16 protein-coding genes are annotated in these 19574 nt (G+C 60.7%); 13 read left to right on the top strand and 3 right to left on the bottom strand.

Annotated features, from left to right (window positions below; all coding sequences use genetic code 11):
- Positions 1 to 17 precede the first annotated feature (17 nt).
- On the top strand, positions 18 to 3302 hold the full coding sequence (locus BLV41_RS01940; protein WP_074710083.1) for an efflux RND transporter permease subunit: 3285 nt from the start codon (positions 18 to 20) through the stop codon (positions 3300 to 3302).
- 18 nt (positions 3303 to 3320) lie between these two features.
- Here the strand turns inward: BLV41_RS01940 and BLV41_RS01935 are convergent, their stop codons facing one another.
- Positions 3321 to 4793, bottom strand: coding sequence for an MFS transporter (locus BLV41_RS01935; protein WP_083360548.1), 1473 nt, complete (start codon positions 4791 to 4793; stop codon positions 3321 to 3323).
- 202 nt (positions 4794 to 4995) lie between these two features.
- On the opposite strand from BLV41_RS01935, the gene BLV41_RS01930 reads away from it, so the two are divergent.
- Both BLV41_RS01930 and BLV41_RS01925 read left to right on the top strand, forming a co-directional pair.
- Complete coding sequence (locus BLV41_RS01930) at positions 4996 to 6105, top strand: LLM class flavin-dependent oxidoreductase (RefSeq protein WP_074710080.1); 1110 nt, start codon at positions 4996 to 4998, stop codon at positions 6103 to 6105.
- A gap of 1 nt (position 6106) precedes the next feature.
- Positions 6107 to 6559 carry a MarR family winged helix-turn-helix transcriptional regulator gene (locus BLV41_RS01925; protein WP_074710078.1) on the top strand — a complete coding sequence of 151 codons (453 nt, stop codon included), beginning with the start codon at positions 6107 to 6109 and terminating at the stop codon, positions 6557 to 6559.
- Positions 6560 to 6667: 108 nt separating this feature from the next.
- Here BLV41_RS01925 and BLV41_RS01920 read toward each other — a convergent pair whose 3' ends face one another.
- Positions 6668 to 8695: an HNH endonuclease signature motif containing protein gene (locus BLV41_RS01920; RefSeq protein WP_083360547.1), complete on the bottom strand. Its 2028-nt coding sequence runs from the start codon at positions 8693 to 8695 to the stop codon at positions 6668 to 6670.
- 300 nt (positions 8696 to 8995) lie between these two features.
- On the opposite strand from BLV41_RS01920, the gene BLV41_RS01915 reads away from it, so the two are divergent.
- Both BLV41_RS01915 and BLV41_RS22375 read left to right on the top strand, forming a co-directional pair.
- Positions 8996 to 9781 (top strand): DUF6318 family protein, encoded by a 786-nt coding sequence (locus BLV41_RS01915; RefSeq protein WP_139244179.1) that lies wholly within the window; start codon positions 8996 to 8998, stop codon positions 9779 to 9781.
- The gene (locus BLV41_RS22375) at positions 9778 to 10698 is read left to right on the top strand and encodes a hypothetical protein (RefSeq protein ID WP_244516695.1); all 921 of its coding nucleotides are present in this window, start codon (positions 9778 to 9780) and stop codon (positions 10696 to 10698) included. Before BLV41_RS01915 ends, BLV41_RS22375 begins: the two co-directional genes overlap by 4 nt.
- Here BLV41_RS22375 and BLV41_RS01905 read toward each other — a convergent pair.
- Positions 10695 to 12254 (bottom strand): M20/M25/M40 family metallo-hydrolase, encoded by a 1560-nt coding sequence (locus tag BLV41_RS01905; RefSeq protein ID WP_083360546.1) that lies wholly within the window; start codon positions 12252 to 12254, stop codon positions 10695 to 10697. The two genes, BLV41_RS22375 and BLV41_RS01905, sit on opposite strands and share 4 nt — an antisense overlap.
- A 219-nt stretch (positions 12255 to 12473) precedes the next feature.
- Between BLV41_RS01905 and BLV41_RS01900 the strand changes: the two genes are divergently transcribed.
- The 8 genes from BLV41_RS01900 (at position 12474) to BLV41_RS01865 (ending at position 19554) form a co-directional block, all read left to right on the top strand.
- Positions 12474 to 13238, top strand: a complete 765-nt coding sequence (locus BLV41_RS01900; protein ID WP_074710071.1) for an HAD family hydrolase — start codon at positions 12474 to 12476, stop codon at positions 13236 to 13238.
- The gene (gene phnD / locus BLV41_RS01895) at positions 13235 to 14260 is read left to right on the top strand and encodes a phosphate/phosphite/phosphonate ABC transporter substrate-binding protein (protein WP_074710069.1); all 1026 of its coding nucleotides are present in this window, start codon (positions 13235 to 13237) and stop codon (positions 14258 to 14260) included. The genes BLV41_RS01900 and phnD overlap by 4 nt, the downstream gene beginning before the upstream one ends.
- A 102-nt stretch (positions 14261 to 14362) precedes the next feature.
- Positions 14363 to 15172, top strand: a complete 810-nt coding sequence (gene phnC, locus BLV41_RS01890; protein WP_074710067.1) for a phosphonate ABC transporter ATP-binding protein — start codon at positions 14363 to 14365, stop codon at positions 15170 to 15172.
- A complete protein-coding gene (gene phnE, locus BLV41_RS01885) occupies positions 15169 to 15969 on the top strand; it encodes a phosphonate ABC transporter, permease protein PhnE (RefSeq protein WP_244516694.1) in 801 nt (266 codons plus the stop codon). The genes phnC and phnE (BLV41_RS01885) overlap by 4 nt, the downstream gene beginning before the upstream one ends.
- Before the next feature lies 1 nt (position 15970).
- The gene (gene phnE, locus BLV41_RS01880; protein WP_074710065.1) at positions 15971 to 16807 is read left to right on the top strand and encodes a phosphonate ABC transporter, permease protein PhnE; all 837 of its coding nucleotides are present in this window, start codon (positions 15971 to 15973) and stop codon (positions 16805 to 16807) included.
- Positions 16804 to 17832 carry a metallophosphoesterase gene (locus BLV41_RS01875; protein WP_074710063.1) on the top strand — a complete coding sequence of 343 codons (1029 nt, stop codon included), beginning with the start codon at positions 16804 to 16806 and terminating at the stop codon, positions 17830 to 17832. The genes phnE (BLV41_RS01880) and BLV41_RS01875 overlap by 4 nt, the downstream gene beginning before the upstream one ends.
- Positions 17825 to 18709 (top strand): MurR/RpiR family transcriptional regulator, encoded by an 885-nt coding sequence (locus BLV41_RS01870; protein WP_170835404.1) that lies wholly within the window; start codon positions 17825 to 17827, stop codon positions 18707 to 18709. The genes BLV41_RS01875 and BLV41_RS01870 overlap by 8 nt, the downstream gene beginning before the upstream one ends.
- Entirely contained in the window at positions 18706 to 19554 is an 849-nt protein-coding gene (locus BLV41_RS01865) for a fumarylacetoacetate hydrolase family protein (RefSeq protein WP_074710061.1), read from the top strand. The genes BLV41_RS01870 and BLV41_RS01865 overlap by 4 nt, the downstream gene beginning before the upstream one ends.
- The last annotated feature ends 20 nt before the right edge of the window (positions 19555 to 19574 follow it).

Raw genomic sequence — 19574 nt, 5'->3', positions numbered from 1 at the left:
AACGTGGGAGTAGTTTGATGTTTAGCTTGGCCAAGATGTCGCTCGGCAACCGGGCGTTGATTGCCCTCATCACCATCTTCGCGATGGTTTTCGGGGTGATCACGCTCGGCTCGCTCAAGCAGGAACTTATCCCCAGCATTGAGTTCCCGCAGATCACGGTTGTCTCGGCCATGCCCGGCGCATCTCCGGCCGTGGTCGACAAACAGGTCAGCGAACCTCTTGAGGCTGCGCTCAACGCGGTGGAGGGGCTGGAATCCAGCACCTCCACCTCCCGCAGCGGCGTGTCAACCATCAACCTCGCCTTCACGTACGGCACGAATCTGGACCGTGCACGGAATCAAATTGATCGCGCCATTTCCAATGTCAGCGGGCGGCTGCCTTCCGGGGTCCAGCCGCAGCCCATTGCCGGCAGCATTGCCGACTTCCCGATCGTGTTTTTGGCCGTCTCATCGGATCAAGACCTGGCTGCGCTCAACACCGATCTGCAGCGCATTGCCGTTCCCAAGCTGCTGAAGATCGACGGCGTCCGCAGCGCCGATGTCAGCGGTGCCAACTCTCAGCACATCGAGATTCTTCCCGACCCTGCCAAGATGGCGGCCGCGGGTGTGAACCCCGGTGCCATCGCCACTGCCCTCAAGAACAACGGCACCTTGGTGCCCATTGGCTCGCTGAGCACTGACGGCACCACGCTCTCCATTCAGGCCGGCAGCCCCGTCGATTCGCTTGATGCCATCAAGGCATTGCCCCTGGCTTCTTCTTCGTCTTCAGGCACCGCGCCCACCATTGCCTCCGTGGCTTCCGTTGCGCTGGCTGATGACCCCACCACCTCGATCACCCGCACCAACGGCGAGGCCACGCTGGCGTTGTCCATCACCAAGAAGCCTGCCGCAGACACGGTCACCCTCTCCCAGCAGGTTGCCGATGTGCTGCCGGAGATCACTGCCTCGATGGGCCACAACGTCCAGTTCACCACCGTGCTGGACCAGGCACCCTTCATTGAAAAGTCCATCCATGACCTCACGGTGGAGGGCCTGCTGGGACTCGGGTTCGCCGTCGTGGTTATCCTGATCTTCCTAATGTCGGTCCGCTCCACCCTGGTCACGGCCATCTCCATCCCGCTCTCCCTGCTGGTCACCTTTATTGGGCTGTGGGCCACGGGGTACTCGCTGAACATCCTGACTCTGGGCGCGCTCACCATCGCGATCGGCCGGGTGGTGGACGATTCCATTGTGGTCATCGAAAACATCAAGCGGCACCTGAGCTACGGCGAGGACAAGAAGACTGCCATTCTTGCCGCTATTCGCGAGGTGGCTGCGGCCATCACGGCTTCCACGCTGACCACTGTGGCCGTTTTCCTGCCCATCGCGTTCGTGGGCAGCCTGGCCGGCGAGCTTTTCCGCCCCTTCGCACTCACCGTGACGTTTGCCCTTGTCGCTTCGCTGCTGGTGTCCTTGACGATTGTTCCCGTGCTCGCGTACTGGTTCCTGAAATCCCCGTCCGTTGACGCTGTAACTTCACCGTCTTCCGCTGCAGCGAACGACGGCGGCACCGCCTTGCGCGGAAAGGCGCTGCTTGCCGCTGTGGAAGAGAAGGAACGTTCGTCCTGGCTGCAGCGCGGTTACCTGCCCATCCTCTCCAAGACGCAGAAGCACCCTGTGGTGACGTTGATTGCCGGCGGCATTCTCTTGGCCGCAACTCTGGCGATGACTCCCTTCTTGCCCACAAACCTGCTCGGTGACACGGGGCAAAACAGCATGAGCATTCAACAGGATTTGCCCGCTGGCACAAGCCTTGAAGTGACCAATGAGGCCGCCAAGAAGGTAGAGGCTGCCCTAGTTGGCATTGACGGCGTTACCGATGTTCAGGTGACCGTGGGCAATGGCACCGGTGGCTTTGCCGCGTTGTTGTCTTCGGGCGCCTCCAGCGCTTCTTTCCAGGTCATCACCGATCCGAGCGCCGATCAGGTTGCCCTGCAGGAAACGGTTCGCACGGCCATTGCAGGCATCAGGGATGCGGGAACCATCGGCATCGGCGCTCAGGGCGGTGGTTTTGGAACGTCCAGCACGGTGGACATCACGATCAAGGCAGCCACGGGCGAAGAACTGCAAGAGGCCAGCGATGTCCTTGTCAAAGCCATGGCAGGAGTGCCGGGTGCACAATCGATCGCGAGCAACCTCAGCGGGGTCCAACCAGTTGTCCAGGTGAGCGTCGATAGAGCCAAGGCCGTGGCCGCCGGGTTGGATGAACAACAAATCACTGGACTGCTTGCCGCCACTGTTAGCCCGATCCCGGGCGGCACCGTACGCATCGACACCACCGACTACCGGGTCCAGATTGGTTTGGGGACCAAGTTCAATTCCGTCGCTGCCCTTGCAGCAGCCCAGATTCCCACGGCTTCAGGACTCATCCCACTCTCCCAAGTGGCCAGCGTTGAGGAAGTTCAGACTCCGTTGACTGTGACATCGTCCAACGGACAGCGCACGGCCACGGTTTCCGTTACGCCCGAGGGAAACTCCCTGGGCTCGCTAAGTGCCGAGGTTCAAAAACGTCTCGATGCCACCGAGCTGCCGAGCGGCGTCATTGCCTCTCTTGGCGGGGCAGCAACGCAACAGGCCGAATCTTTCCAGCAGCTGGGCCTGGCCATGTTGGCAGCCATTGCGATTGTTTACGTGATCATGGTGGCCACGTTCAAGTCCTTGATCCAGCCCCTGATCCTGCTGGTATCAATTCCGTTCGCCGCCACTGGCGCCATTGGGCTGTTGCTCATCACGCGGATCCCCCTTGGCCTGCCATCGTTGATCGGCATGCTGATGCTGGTGGGCATCGTGGTCACCAACGCAATCGTGCTCATTGACCTGATCAACCAATACCGCCAACCTTCTGGTGACCGACCGGCAATGAACGTGGCCGACGCCATTGAACATGGCGCCCGCCAACGACTCCGGCCGATCCTCATGACGGCGCTGGCCACCATTTTTGCCCTCACCCCCATGGCTCTCGGGCTGACAGGCGGCGGCGGCTTCATTGCTCAGCCGCTTGCCGTTGTGGTGGTCGGCGGTCTGGTCTCCTCTACTGCGCTGACCTTGATTCTGGTGCCTGTTCTCTACCGGCTCATTGAAGGCCGGAAAGAACGTCATTCCTTGATCAAGGCGCTCAAGGTTGTTCACACCCCGAGTGCGCCTTCCGGTTCTGCTTCCGGCACCTCACACTCGGTTTCAGCACCCACAGGGCAGGCTCCCGAATTTCAGGACTGGACCACCGGGGCTATTCCGAAGGTCCGTGGCCGCCGCGCCGCCGACTGATTTAGCCGGTGGCCGCATCTAGTGGGGCAGTGTTGCTCCGAAGGCCAGCTTTGGCACAAAGTACAACGCCACGGCCGCAACGAGCGCGGTGACACCACAGATGGTCCACACAAGCATGTAGCCCCCAATAGGCGCAGCAGTGTTTCCGGACCCAGCAGTCAAGGATCCCAAGGCCTGGCCCGCGAGGGCAATGCCGAACACGCACGAAGCGAAGGCACCGCCCACCGTTTTCGTTGCGTTGGTCAGTCCAGTTGCCATGCCCGTCTGCGTCAGCGGGGCAGCAGCCGCCGCTGCGGAGGGCAGCGCCGCAACCAGAGCGCCGCTGCCAATTCCGGCTATGGCCATGTTGCTCAAGACCTCGGTTACCGATCCATGGAACGGCAGGAACAAAAGGTAACCCACCGCCACAAGGAAAGCGGCCCCCATCAAGGTGATTCTCGGCGTCGTCCATCTTGTCACGAGGGGGTACAGCAGCGCGCCAACGAGCAGACCCAAAACGTAAACACCGATCAGAATCGAGACCGTTCCAGATGTTGCGCCGAGGCCGTAGCCCACTTCCTGAGGGTCGGTGCGTGCGAATGTGGACAGCGGCGCCTGAGCACCCAGGACCGAGACCCCGAACAGGAATGCCGTAAGTTGGACCGGCCACATGCTGGGCTGACGCAGGAGCCGGATGTCGATTAGCGGATCTTTGTGGCCTAGTTGGTGTCGGGTGAAGGGCACCAGCGCCGCAATACCAAGCATGACGGCGGCCCAAGCCCACCACGTGCCGGGGCCGTTGATCCGCATGAATGTCAATCCGGCGGTGATCAACAACAAACCTGTGGAGAGCAGGGTCAGCCCCATGAGATCCAGGCGACCACCCGTGCGGCTGTTGGATTCTGGGACACCAAAAAGAATCACGAAGAAACACAGCGTGACCGCAATCGCGGGGATCGTTAATGTCAGCCACAGCTGGCCTGGCAACGCTCCACCGATGAAGCCGCCGGCAAGAGCGCCGGCGATTACGCCGAATTCGAGGCCCGCAACGAGGATTCCGGCCGACTTCCGGGTAAGGGCTGCACCGTCCGGGCGTTGGTGCGAGCGGCTGTAAATGAGCGCAATTTCCAGCGGCAGCCAGACAACGTAGAAACCTTGGAGCGCCCACGCAATGATGAATATCCAGAAGTTGGGTGCGAAGGCGACGCCCCAGGAAGCACCAGCTGTCAATGCCGTGGAGATCAGGAGCACCTTCTTGTGTCCGATCATGTCGCCCATTTTGGCCAGCACGGGTACCACCAAGGCACTAACCATCAATTGGGCTGCTTCAAACCAGTTGACATCGGCGTCGTGAATTCCCAGTGCACGGGCAATATCGGTCAGCAAAGGCGTGTAATAGCCTTGCAAGATGCCGCTGGTGATCTCCACCAGCACTAGGAAGCCGACCACCGCCGTCGCCGTCGGAGCCATTCGGAGGCCGGCTCCGGCCATCCCTCGTTGCACTGAAGTCATGAAATTCCTTCGCGAGTTCTATGACATGCATTACATCCCTTTGGGGAGAAGCCTAGTACTCACTGGGTTTTTATCCCCGGAAGTTGGCCGCTTTCGCGCACCGGGTTGATTGCGGGAACATTTTGCCACGACTGCCGGTTGAGACGTATAATAGATACAAACGCATATATCTCACGGTGACCCGTGGGGCTAAGGAGCAAACATGCAGTTCGGAATATTCAGTGTTGGCGACATCACCATGGACCCGACCACCGGCCGCACGCCCACCGAACACGAGCGCCTGAAGGCAATCACCACCATCGCCAAGCACGCTGAAGACATCGGCATGGACGTTTTTGCTACCGGAGAGCACCACAACCCACCGTTCTACCCCAGCTCCCCCTCGACGATCCTGGCCTACATTGCTGCCCAGACCGAGAAGATCATCCTCTCCACCAGCACTACCTTGATCACCACCAATGATCCGGTAAAGATCGCCGAAGATTTCGCCACCCTGCAGCATCTGGCCGATGGCCGTGCAGACATCGTCTTGGGCCGTGGCAACATGGGCGCCGTTTACCCTTGGTTCGGCAAGAACAACCAGGATTCAGTAGAACTGACGGTGGAAAACTACTCCCTGCTGCGCCGCCTGTGGGACGAAGAAGTTGTCAACTGGGAAGGCAAGTTCCGCACTCCCCTGCGCGGATTCACCTCCACGCCCCGCCCGCTCGACGGCGTCGCCCCCTTCGTCTGGCATGGTGCCATCCGCACCCCTCAGGTCGCGGAGATTGCTGCTTACTACGGTGATGGTTTCTTCGCCAACAACATCTTCTGGCCCAAGGAGCACTACCAGCAGTTGATTGGCTTGTACCGCGAACGCTACGCACACTATGGCCACGGCACCCCGGAGCAAGCCATCGTGGGATTGGGTGGACAGTTCTTCATCCGGAAGAACTCGCAGGATGCCGTCAATGAATTCCGCCCCTACTTCGACAATGCCCCGGTCTACGGTCATGGCCCGTCGATGGAGGACTTCACGTCGCAAACGCCTCTGACCGTGGGCAGCCCGCAGGAACTGATTGAAAAGACGCTGACGTTCCGCGACTACTTCGGCGACTACCAACGCCAGTTGTTCTTGGTTGACCATGCCGGCCTGCCTCTCAAGACAGTTCTGGAGCAGCTTGATCTGTTTGGTTCCGAGGTACTTCCGACGCTCCGCAAGGAATTTGCCGCCAACCGGCCGGCATCTGTTCCGGACGCGCCGACGTTTGAGGCTCGCCGCGCCGCCGCCCAGGCTGCTGCTGTCACCTCAGCCTCAGCGGAGGTGAAGTAGCATGTCTGCCGCGGCGCATCGCCGGCTGACCACAGACTCTTGGGAGTCGCTGCTTCATTCACAGGTTTCGATGATGCGTGAATTGCACAAGGAACCGCTCTTCAAGGAGGTCGGTAGCCGCGAGTACGACGTGCTCTTCAGCCTTTCGAAGTGCCCTACGGGGTGGCTACGGCTCAATGAGCTCAACGACAACGTTCTACTGACGCAACCGAGCATCTCTCGCATGGTCGATCGCTTGGAAGATCGAGGTTTGATTCAACGAAAGACAGTTGAGGAGGATCGACGCGGCGTCTTGGTCGGGCTGACAGAAGCCGGAGCCGAGTTGCAGAAGAAAGTTGGCCGGGCGCATGTTCAGCACATCATGGAGATCATGGAAAATGCCTTGACCGACGATGAGATGGGCACTCTGCTGGCTCTAACCGGCAAGCTGCGCCGATCGATTCTTGATCGATAAAACGGCCTGTACCAGACCGACTCTTTGACTCCACCACCTATTTTTGTTCACCGAATTCTTACTTACCGAGCAGCGGGCTTTGATCTTTGGATCGGGGTCCGTTGTTTTTTATTGTTTGGTGGTGTTTGTGTTGTTTTGGGTGTTCCAGCCTTGGTTGTAGGTGGTGGGGTAGGTGGGTGTGGGGAGGCCGTGGTGGTAGGTGTTGTGGCGTGGTGTTTGGGTGGGGTCGATGAGGTAGGGCGGGGTGAAGTGTGGGGTGAAGTGTGGGGTGCCGTGGATGAGTTCCATGGTCCAGTCGGTGGTGTGGATCATGGTGTGGTGGTGGCTGCAGAGCAGGGCTGCGTTGTTGAGGTTGGTTTCGCCTCCTTGGTGCCAGGGGATGATGTGGTGGGCTTCGCACCAGAGGGCTGATGCTGTGCAGGCCGGGAAGGTGCAGCCGAGATCGCGGGCGAGGAGGAGTTTGCGTTGGGCGGGTGTGAAGAGTCGTTCGGTGCGGGCGGCGTTGAGGATGTCTTGACCGGTTCCCAGGGTGATGCGGGTGATGTCGGGATCGCACAGGGATTGCTCGAACAGGGTTAGTGGTACGGGGCCGTGGTGAACGGTGAAGGCGAGGCCTTGGTTGTCGTTGCGGTCGAGGTCTTCTTGGCGGGTGGTGATGATGAGTTGAGCTTTCAGTCCGCCGTTGAGCGGGAGCGTGTCGGTGCGGGCGGCGAGTTTGAGGCAGTCGATGACGCCATCGAGGAGTTTCTGCGCGTAGCTCCGATCATCTTTCACGGCCGGGTCGGTATTGTTCGGATCGATCGGGTCTAGACCCGCGACCATCTCTTCTGAGCCCGGGGGCGGTACCCGCACCCCACCATCCGTTGTGCCAGTTCCAGTGTTGGTTGTGGTGGTGGGTGGAGCGGTGGTGGCCTCTGGTGGGGTGAGGGGTCCGGTGTCGTCCCAGATCGGATCCCACCCAGCATCGCCTGGCCCCGAGGGATCCAAAGAACCTGACGCACCTGAGGGATCAGAGGGATCAATGGGTTCTCGGGGTTCCGGGGGTTGGGTAGAAGCTTTCGGCGCCGATGCACCCGAGGAATCGTCTGGGGATTCACCCAGGGATTGAGCTGGGGATTGAGTTGGGGAGTGATCGGGTGGTGTGGGGTTGGTGGGGGTGAACAGGGTGGCGAATTCGGCGAGTTCCTCGAATAAGGTCGCTTGTTCTGTGAGTTCCTGCTCCTGGAGCCTCCCCACGCCACCTGCCAGACCCGCCGAGTCTGCCGCAGCTGTGGTGTCTGTATCGCCTGCATTGGTGGTGGTGGTGGGGTTGATGTTTTTGTGGTGGTTGGGGTTTGTGAAGCGGCTGATGATGGTCATGATGGTTTCGTGTTGTTCTAGGGTGAGGTAGCCGTTGAAGCCGACGAGTCCGCGGCGGGGTTGGCGGAAGGTGATGCCTTGTTTAGCGCGGAGTTCGGCGGGGCCGGGTTGTTGACCATCGGGGTCTAGAAGGCTCATGACGCGGGTACCGATGCGGCGTAGGAAGTCTGGGTTCTCGTTTTGTCCCGAGGTGACGAGGGTGCTTTGGACCTCGTGCAGGGTTGTGGCGCTGATTCGTCCGTCGTGGAGCAGGGTTTGAGCGTCGGTGACGAATTTAGAGACCATGATGGCTTGTTCTTGACCGATTGTTCCGGTGAGGAACGCTTGGCCCAGGACGGGTTGAGTCGGTGGGGCCGGGGTCCCGGTGATGGTATCGATCGTGGGCAGGATCGCCTCGGCTAGCCCGAGCCGGCGGGCGGCTTCACCGGTACTGATCTGTAGTGATTGCGCGAGCATTTCCTTGGGTCCTCGGGTCCCGAGGGCCGTGTAGCGGCCGGCACTGGTGCGGTGAGCTATTTCGGCTGCGGCCTGGACGTTGAGGGCTTGCTGGAACCGGGCCAGATGTTCTAGGTCTTGAGCCCAGCCCACTAATTCCTGATCACTCAACCCACCCAGCTGAACACCACACACCACCCCACCACCAACAGCAGCAGTGGCGGTGGTGGTGGCGTGGACGAGGGCGTGGGCAAGATTGAGGAGTTGATGAATGTGTTCACCAACCCGTGTATCGCCTCCCACCGGTGAACGGTGTTCCGGCTGTCTTGCCGTTGTACTCATACATATATTCTAAAACAGGGCTCTGACATTCATCCCAGCCCCTGGCCCATTGCTGCACAAGTATCCACCGGTGAGGGGCTGTGGAGGAATCAACCCCGCCCGTAGCGATAAGCCCTTGCTGACCTGCTGGGTGGTGGTGGGGTGTCTTGTCCATTTGGATAAGGTTCGGTCCGTGGTGGTTCGGGGGTGTGGATAAGTTCTGGCAGGATCTGGTGGCTGTGTGTATTTTGGAAGGAAGCCACACGCGGCGGGCCTCAACGAGGAGGCCTGCTACTCCTACAGCACCTCTGGGGGCCGGTGATGATGGATAGCAACACCACAACCACACACGCCATAACCATGCAGGGACACGGCCAGCCACACCAACACCACCACGGCGACCGGCATCAGCACCGGCACGGCGACGGGTATGGGTATCGAAGCGGGCGCCGTGGGTGGGTGGTTCCAGGGGTGGTGGTGTTCCTTAGCGTGATGCTTGTCCTGTCTGGGTGCACCAGTTCCGGTGATGATCCGAGCCCAGGAGTCACCTCACCGGCGGGCACAGCAGGAGAAACCACACCCCCCACCACGACCACGGCCGTGCCGCCGCCCACGGCCGCGGTCTACAAGCCCGCGAGCGATACCGGTCCAGCCGAAAATGTACCCAAACCCGTGTTACCGGCGAAAGCCCAAGAATTCAGCAAGGAAGGCCTGATCGCCTTCACCGAATACTGGTACAGCACCCTGGGCTACGCCTTCGAAACAGGCGATCCCGAACCCATGATGACCATCAGCGCCCCGGACTGCAAGACATGCTCTGTTATGGGAAAAGGTGTCGCGGCCGGGCATGAAGGCGATAAATGGATCATGGGCGGGAAAATGGTCATCGGAGTCCCTAGCACGTCCTTTGTTCCGACGGCTGACGGGAGTTATCAGGTAATCACGATGGCCAGACAAGAACAAGTCAAGTACTACAAGGCAGATAAGACTCTGTCGAAGGACCTCGGAGTCCACGTTGCCGAGGAAGACATCCTTATTGGTTCATATCAAGACGGCGCATGGCTAGCCATCACGGTCGAGCATCTAGACGGCCCCAGCCCGTCATGAAAAGCTATCCGCTCCGCGCATGGCTAGCCACCACGATCTTGGTCTGTGCATTGAGCATTGCAACGCGGCCCGCGTACGCAACCGAACCTGACGTTAGCGAACCAGGATGGAATCAGGACGGTGCTGGCGTCGGCATCTGGGTGCCAATTCCTGGCTCGGAAAATCATTTTGGCCAGGCCCCGGCAACCGGTCCGGTAGACCGCTTCATCTACGAAGCTCGGCTCGCGTGCACAGGTGGTGACAGTACGATTTTTCCGGCTTGTGCCACGGTGATGCCGTCGTGCTCAACGGGCGCTAATGACCCCGACGGGGAACCAGGAACGGCAATTTACTGGTATCGGGCTAGTAAGGAAGTCGTACCAATCGCGTGGTACTACTTCTCTGGTCCCGAGTGCATCCATGGTGAGAAGCCTCGTGACATCCTGGCTGAAATAGCCGCTTCAATAGCTCACGAGTTTCAACGCAGCCCCATCGTCGCAGCCACGATCGGCAGCCAACCCGGCCCCCACACCCTCCGCGGCAAGGAAACCAACGTCTGGGCCGAAGCCACCACCCAAACCTTCAACCTCACCATGCTCGGCCAACAAGTCACCATCACCGCCACACCCACCGCCTACACCTGGAACTACGGCGACGGCACCATCTGGGGCCCCACCCCCACCCACGGAGCACCCCTCCACCAAGACCGCATCGGCGAACAAACCCAAACCAGCCACATCTATACCAAAACCGGCCACCTCACCATCAACCTCACCACCCACTTCAACGGAAGCTACACCGTCAACAACGGACCACAACTACCCATCCCCGGCCAAGGCAACATCGCCTCACCGCCACTACCCCTCACCGTCTGGCGGGCAAAAACCAACCTCTACGCCGACAACTGCATCCAAAACCCACAAGGCATCGGCTGCTAAACCAATCCCCGCAAAAGCTCGCGGTAAAACACCACGCCAGAACCAAGTGAACTGATGCGAACTCGTTCGTTGACAGCGTGCAGGCTGCCTCGATCGGAAGCATCCATGAGGAGCGGTGAGAAGCGGTAGACGGCAGGGGAAATTGACGTGAAATTCCTTGAATCCGTGGCCCCGGTTTGGATGTACGGAGCCACCACCGCGTCTGGATAGGATGCTTCAACGGCGCGCGTCAGCAACAAGAACTGCTCATTTTCAAACGAAGAAATTGACGAGGGGTTGTGTCCGGAGATTACCCTCAGCTCGACCGAAGGATCGTCAATAATTGTGCGCACGTGTTCAACCACAGATTCAATGCTCTCTCCGACTGCGATTCTGATGTTGGCATTGGCTCGTGCCGTGGATGCCAACACATTTGCTGCCTTACTTCCCTCCAACATGGTCACCGCCACTGTGGTGCGAGTCAGTGCCCGGGTTTCATCGCCCACAAGCCCAAAGGCCTGAGTCAGCAATGATTTGAAGGCCCACATATTCTCAGTCACGATCCGGAGGGCAAAACCGCTGTTCATCCCAATCCGGCGCATCATTTCAACAATCGGTTCCGGCATTGACGCCGGAAACGGTGTCTCCTCCAATGCAACTACGGCCTGTGCCAATCGTGCAGTGGCCCCCATACGCGGCGGTGTGGAGGCGTGACCGCCTGCGCCGCGCGTCAGAAGCTCCAAATCCAGAATGCCCTTTTCTGCAACTCCAATGACAGCCGCAGGCGCCTTCAGGCCGGGGAATGCATCTGCTGCAACAGCACCACCTTCATCTAGCACAAGCCACGGCGCAACTCCGCGTTTGGCCAGCAACGCCGCAGCCACAACTGCGCTGTCTCCGGCAGTTTCTTCGTTATTGCCAAACGACAAGTAGACATCGTGGGCGGGCGCAAACCCCTCTTTCAGAAGAGACTCAACAGCCTCCATGATGACAACCAGCGCGCCCTTGTCATCCAAAGCCCCTCTCCCCCACACGTACTCCCCGTCTTGATGGCCGGAGAACCCGGGGTGCGTCCAATCGTCTCGACTATCCACGGGAACAACATCGTAATGAGCCATAAAAACTGCTGGCTTTGCTGCGGCCTCAAACCCTGAGCCGGGCCACTTGAACAACAGGGCATGACCATTGACAAATTCTCGGTGCAATGAGGAATGCACGGCCGGATAAAGCCGCTCCAACGTCTCAATGAAACCGGTGAATTCTTCGAGTTCTATTTGATCCCGGGAACCAGAAAACACCGTCCGGAATGTGATGAGTTCACTGAGCCGGTCCGCAGCCTTCTGGGCAAAACGGCTTCCACTCTCGCCAGCTTCCATTTCTGAACCCGAACTTGTAAAGCCCGACGGCGCGACAACTCCCGGCCCGCCCGAACGAATCCCAGCCGGGTTACTGCCAGAGGCTCCGCCCATGCCGGCTCGAAACGCCCTAGCCCCTATGACGGCAGCGGTCCCCGCCGCTCCAACCGTCAAAGCTGCGGCAATTACACGACTGAGGGGACGGGCTGTTCCTTTACTCATGCCTCGGATTCTATGTCACCGTGCTGGACCCGGCCCCGGAGCCACGGCATGCGCCACGGTTTCAATCCCATCGACAGCCCTGGCCATCGCCATGTTCTCGGGCGATTTTGGCCAACAGCCAAGGGCCAACGGGACGGTCATGTAAACAGCAGGTGAACAATCGTTTCAAGGATTCACTTTTCATGGACAGAGCGTTCATGGGCACGTACGCTAACTTTTGTGAGTACAACCACGTCAGCTCAGCTGGCCGCAGAACAACCCCTCCCGATACTAATTCTTGATTTTGACGGCACCGTTTGCCTCGGCGACGGCCCAGTTCTTGCCTACGCCGAGGCGGTTGCCGATCAAATTCCGAAAGCAGCCCAAAAGACTCTTCACCAAGGATTGGCCTCCTTTCTTGCCGAAGACCCAAACGCGCCTTCCTACAAGGACGGCTATGCGGCGGTTGCCGCCCTCGCAGAAGGCCACCTCAATTCAGCCGGGCGCCACCACGCTTACCTTGCGAGCCGGCAACGGCTCGCTGAGGGCACCGTGGAAATCGACGCACCAGATGGATTGGCCGGCTTTCTCGACAGCTTGGACGGCGTCGCCTTCCGGCTTCTCTTGACCAATGCTCCACTAAATGGTGTGCAGGAATCCTTGTCCAAACTCGGCTTGTCCAATTCCGTGGACCTGATCATTCCCGATGCCCGCAAGCCCGCGGGTTTCACAGATCTGCTTCCCATCCTGCTGGCAAACAAGGCCCCCTACGAGTTGCTCAGCGTTGGCGATGTCTGGAGCAATGACATTGATCTGCCAGCCCGCGAGGGCTGCGCCACCGCCTTCATTGACCGATTCGAACACCGCACCGGCGCTGCCACCTTGCGCGCCCCCCGGTTTGAACTGCTGTATGACGCAATATCCGACTGGGCCCACGATCCGGCCGCTTTTATTTCCACCCAACCCAGCATGTCCACTCTCCTTTCAGAAAAGGCACCACAGTGATCAAGTTCCGTTTCAAACTCGCAGCCTTGGGCGCATTGGCACTGACCGGCACTCTCGCGCTTTCTTCCTGTGGCGTCAGCCAGGACGCGGCAGATTCTGCCTCAGGCGGGGCAAACTCGGCAGTGGCGTGTACCGGCACCAACGATTCCTCGGCCGCCGCGCCCACCAAATTGACGCTTGCGCTGGTTCCTTCAGGTGATGCCAAGAAGCTAGTTGACACCGTCAAGCCGCTTGAAGATGCCTTGACCAGCCGCTTGGGCATTCCCGTCACGGGCGTCATCACCGCCGATTACCAGGCTGCGGTTGAGGCCATCGGCGCCAACCAGGCCCAGATTGGCATGCTCCCTTCCCTGCAGATGAGCCAGGCCTGCGACAAGTATGGCGCCGCACCTGCCCTGCAGACGGTCCGCAAGGACAAGTCGAGCTACGCCGCACAAATGTTCACCAACAACCCGGACAAGTACTGCACCGATACGCCCGCCGAGGGACCCAACGGCATGCTGTACTGCAACGGGACGGCATCGGGCAACGGCTCCGCTGGGCTGGACTCGGTTGCAAAGATCAAGGACGCCACGGTGGCCATGCTCTCTCCTGCCTCCCCGGCCGGGTACATCTTCCCCGTGGCGGCCATGAAGGCCGCCGGAGTTGCTGTCGAGGACGTGTCGCCCATCAAGGTGACGGCCAATGACGCCTCTGTTCTAGCCGTTTACAAGGGCGATGCCGAGGTTGGCTTCAGCTACTGGGATGCTCGTGAAGTGGTTGCCAAGGACAATCCGGATGTCGGCAGCAAGGTGGTTGTCTTCGCACTGACGGATGAAGTACCCAACGACGGCGTGTCCATCTCCAGCAAGCTCAGCTCGGACTGGCAGAAGAAGATCAGCGACGCCATGCTCGATTTCGCGGACACCCCCGAGGGAGTCAAGGCGCTGACGGCCATCTACCAAATCACCGGCATGAAGCTGGCAGACCCGGAAAGCCTGCGGACCACCCAGGAAGCGGCCCGCTCCATCGGCCTCGGCTGATTCCGCAGGACCACCAAAAACACGGAAACGTCACTGTCCCGCCCCTCGGCCAACTCTCCGAGGGGCGGGACGCTGGCGGTACAGCAAAAGAAAGCAGATCCCATGGAGCACACCGGGGCGGATATCCGCTTTAACGATGTCTGCGTGACTTATCCCAACGGCTACACCGGCCTGAAGAACATCAATTTGAGCATTCCTGCCGGTGAAATGGTCGGCATTGTGGGCCTCTCCGGAGCCGGCAAATCGACACTGGTGCGCTCCATCAACGGCCTCGTCCCCATCACCAGCGGCAACATCACCGTGGGAGCGCATCAGCTCAACGGGCGCGGAGCCGCACAGCTTCGTGGCAAGGATCTGCGTGAGTTGCGCTCCAATGTGGGCATGGTTTTCCAGAGTTTCAACCTGGCCAAGCGCACCACAGTCATCAACAATGTCCTGATGGGAAGGCTGTATCACTCGCCCGCTTGGCGCACGTTGCTGGGCGCATGGAAGAACGACGACGTCGAACTCGCCATGGCGGCCCTGGAACGAGTCGAGATTGTGCCCAAGGCCTATGAAAAAGCCTCCAGCCTCTCTGGTGGGCAGCAGCAACGCGTGGCCATAGCCCGCACCTTGGCACAACGGCCCAAGGTCATCCTGGCCGACGAACCTGTAGCCTCACTCGACCCGCCCACCTCCCACGTGGTGATGCGCGATCTGCAACGCATCAACGCCGAATTGGGGATCACAGTTGTGGTCAACCTGCACTTCCTGGATCTGGCCCGCCGCTACAGCGACAGGCTGATCGGGCTTCGTTCGGGGGAGGTTGTCTTTGATGGTGCCGGTGCCGACGCTGATGAGTCGGTCTTTGAGAACATTTACGGCCGGTCGCTGACGGCCGAAGACGTCTTGGGCAGCAAGGCAGAACTGTGAGCAACCCAGTAATGATGGAAATCGGGCGTCCCGCCAAACCGCGCCATGGCACCAAGTCCGCTGCCGCCGTCGTGCTTCTCGTGGCAATCACCATCTGGGCCGGGATCGGCGTACAGGTTGACTTGCCGGCGATCGCGGCCAACTGGCGCAACGCCACCACCAACATTGTCCAGCTGCTCCAGCCCGATTACAGTTTTTTCCCGAAGACTGTTCCGGCACTCCTGGAGACGCTGCAGATGGCAGTGATCGCCACGGCGATCGGTTCGGCAATTTCGCTTCCGCTGGCGTTCTTGGCCTCGCGGGCCACCAATCCCAAGCCGGGACTGCTGGCCGGTGTGCGCTTCGTGATGAACATGATCCGCAGCGTTCCCGACATTCTGTTTGCCGCAATTCTTGTGGCCGTGGTGGGCGTGGGCGCTCTTTCGGGCATCATGGCCCTGGTGCTGTTCAACATTGGCATCATTGTGAAGCTGGTTTCGGAATCCCTGGACGGTGAGGACGCCGGCGCACAGGAAGCCGCATTGGCAGCCGGAGCCAGCTGGCCCAAGGCCAACCGCGCCGCCATGCTGCCGCAGATCCTTCCCAGCTTTGCGTCCCAGGTTTTGTACACCTTCGAGCTGAACATCCGTGCCTCAACGGTCATCGGACTGGTGGGTGCCGGTGGCCTTGGCATCTTGATTGACAACGTCCGCAGCTTCTTCCGGTACCACGAGCTGTCCCTGATCATCCTGGAAATCCTGGTGCTGGTGCTGGTCTTGGAATCGGTCTCCTCCCGGCTGCGAAAGAAGTTGGTATAGCGTGACGACCTCACTCACCCAAGGCCAGCACCCCACCCGCCCGGTCAAACCAACATCGAGGCTGCGCACCACGCTGTGGCTGGTTGTCAGCCTGATCATCGTTGCCGCATTCTGGTCCGTCAAGATCAAGTGGTCAGCCCTGGCCGATTTCCCGTCCCAACTGATCAAATACGTTGGCCTGATGCTGTTCCCGCCGGATTGGAGCAAACTTGGTGAAGCCTTCAATGCCACCATTCTGTCCGTCCAAATGGCATGGATTGGCACCATTTTGGGCATCATCATCTCCTTTCCCCTAAGCTTTCTGGCATCCAAGGGCTTGGCGCCGCGCACTGTCAATGCTCCCCTGCGCCTGATCTTTGCGGTGATCCGCGCCGTGCCGGAGGTGGTCATCGCGATCTTGATCCTCTCGGTCACTGGCCTGACGCCCTTCACCGGAGCTTTGGCGCTGGCAGTTGGCTCGATCGGCACATTGGGCAAGTGGGGTTATGAGGCCTTCGAAGGAGTGGATCCCGGCCCCAAGGAGGCTGTCCGTTCAACCGGCGGCGGAACCCTGGCACTGATCCGTTGGGGCGTCTGGCCCTCCGCAGCCCCCGAGGTTCTCTCCTTCTGGCTGTATCGCTTTGAAATCAACGTGCGGGCCTCGGCGATTCTGGGACTCATCGGCGCCGGCGGTATTGGCAAGATGCTCCAAGACAATGTGCAATTCCGCAACTGGGATGCCGTGGGCATGCTGCTCATCGTGGTCATTGTGGTCACGATGGCGATCGACCAAGTCTCCGGACTCGTCCGCAACAAGCTGATCCACGGCACGTGGCGGGCACCTAGGCTGGCTTCATGACAAGGCTGCGCATCCTCCACCTCAGCGACACCCACTTCATGGACGGCGGCGCCCTTCACCAGGGCACCGTCGACACCGTGGCCGCCTACCGCCACACCCTTGACGCGTTTGAGAACGCAGGTCCGCTGGATCTCGTGGTGGTGTCCGGGGACGCGTCCGACGACGGGTCCCCGGCTTCATACCGCACCTTGCGTTCGCTGACGGGAGACTTTGCCAGCCGGCACGGTGCCGTGGCCGTCTACGCCATGGGCAATCATGACCAGCGCAGCGGCTTCCGCGCAGTGCTCGGCACGGGCCACCCCGGCTCAGACGTGGCGAGGTCAGTGGCCGGACCTTCTGCAACATCGGAGGCGCCCATTGTTGGCGTGAGTGAGGTGGCCGGATACCGGATCATCACCCTGGACAGCTCCGTTCCGCACCGCACCCACGGCCATGTGGATGCCACCCAACTGGCGTGGTTGAAATCGGAACTGTCAAAGAATCATGGGCATGGAAGCGTCATAGTCATCCACCACCCGCCTGTTGAGCCGGTGACTCCCCTGCACCAAGGGATCGAACTGATCAACGCCGCCGAGCTGGCATCCGCACTGGCAGGAACAGACACCGTGGCCATTCTCAGCGGCCACTACCACCACCATCTGAGCGATGTTCTTGCCACCGGCTCCGGAAGCATTCCGGTGGTTGTGACCTCGGGCATCGTCAACTCCAATGACGTGCTGGCCAGTCCCGGCCATGAGCGGGCGGTCGCGGGAAGCGGGGGCACTCTCGTCACGATCAGTGCGCTCTCCAACGCGGAACCTGCCCGGCACGGTACTGTGGCCCGGGTGCGAACGCTGCCACTCCGTTTTCACCTGCCCAAGGATGTCAGCCCGGACGTTGTTTTCGATCTGGATGGCGCAACCGTTGCAGACATTGCGAAGAAGATTGCCGCCACACCGGCGGAACGCGCCGCTACGGAACGCACACCACCCGCATATTCCACCGCCGCATCCCGGCGTCTCGATGAAAGGCCAGTCAGTGACTGAGCATGCCCCCGGCCAGGTCGTGGCCCATATCCGTTCGTCCCGGCCGTCGCTGCTGCCCGCAGAACAGGCAGTGGCTGCCGTTTTCCTTGAGCACACCCAGCAAATCGTGGAGCTGTCCTCGCAGCAGGTTGCCGAGTTGGCCGGGGCCTCCCGGGCCACCGTTGTGCGCACCTGCCAGAGCCTTGGCTACTCCGGATACCAGCAGCTGCGGGTCCTGTTGGCCCGTGACGCCGGTTATGCCAGCAGCGACCAGCGCCCCAGGGTGGTGGGTGCCGCCGGCACGGTGGCCGATGCCTTCGTTCAGGTAGGCAACGCAGTGACGTCCATGGCCGCCCTTTTGGATCCGGCCGCAGTGACCGGCTCGGTGCAGGCCATCGCCGCGGCCGGAGGAATGCTGGTGGTGGGCAATGGGCTGTCTGCTCCTCTGGCCTCGGATATGGCCGCCAGGCTGAGTGCCATCGGCCGTCCGGCGGAATCCCCGCTGGATGTGATCGGCCAACAGATCGCCGCCCGGCTGCTTGCCCCGTCGGATCTGCTGCTGATCATCAGCGGCAGCGGGGCCAACAGCTCGACGCTTCGCGTGGCGCAGGCAGCCAAGGACGCCGGTGCCACGCTGGTGGTCATCACAGCCTTTGCACGTTCCCCCTGGCCGCCATGGCAGATTTTTCCTTGGTTGTGGGCATGGGGGATCTCAGTTTTCGCGAAGAGGTCACTGTCACGAGCCGAATCCCGCAAACCATCCTCATGGAGGGACTCATCGCGGCACTCACCGAGGAATTGGGTGAGAAGGCCGTATCCGCCAAGGCATTGGCGTTGGAAGTCATCAGCGGAAATCTTGATGAATAGCACCCGGGCAGGAGGTAGGATGTCCTCATGACTAACGCGCCGTACCGCCTTGCCCGTGTCCGCCCACTCGATGCTGAACGAGCAGGCGCAGTAGCCGCTCCCCTGCCCGAGCAGTTCTTCGTACGCAATGATGCCGCCGACTTTGAGAGCCCGGAGGGCCGCGTCTGGACGATCGTTGAGACCCCGTTCCCAACATCACCGGCCAACCAGAACAGTGCTCCTCGCGAGGGCTGGGTGCTCGGCGCAACCGTCGAGGAAGAACAGTTCACGTTCCTGGCACCGTGTGCCCCGGTCAACGTCTTCGGGATGGCCCACAACACCGGGGCACCTGGCCGCGCGCTTCCCCCGCAGGCGTTCCACAAGGCCGCCAGCTCTGTGGTTGGCCCCGGCGACGCGATTGTCCTGAGCCCGACGGTAGGTTACGTGGACCCCGAAGCCGAGCTGACCGTCGTCGTGGGTCAGGCCGCACGCAACCTGACTCTCGAGAACGCTCGCGAAGCGATCCTGGGCTTCACGATTGGCAACGACGTCTCCGCCCGTGACGCGCAGAAGACTGACGAGCTGTGGATCAGCGCCAAGAGCCCTGACACGTTCACCCCGCTTGGCCCGTGGATCGTGGCTGGCCTGAAGGACGACGGCGTGGCCATCAGCATTGTCCACAACGGCACGGAGCTGGCCCCCGCCTCAAGCAACGATCTTGGCTGGGGCGTCGAGGAGATCCTGGTGTACCTCAGCGGCTTCATGACCCTGCAGCCAGGCGATGTCATCCTGACCGGCTTCCCGGCAGAGTGCCGCCAGCTCACCCCGGGCGATGAGGTCATCTGCCGCGTGGGCGGTATCGGCGAGCTGCGCAACCCCGTGATCGCTGGCGTCTAAGCTCTCAGCACGGCCCACGG

This window comes from Arthrobacter alpinus, assembly GCF_900105965.1.
GTDB classification, from domain to species: domain Bacteria; phylum Actinomycetota; class Actinomycetes; order Actinomycetales; family Micrococcaceae; genus Specibacter; species Specibacter alpinus.
The sequence above is the reverse complement of the archived record's forward strand: the minus strand, read 5'-3'. Positions and strand labels throughout refer to the sequence as shown.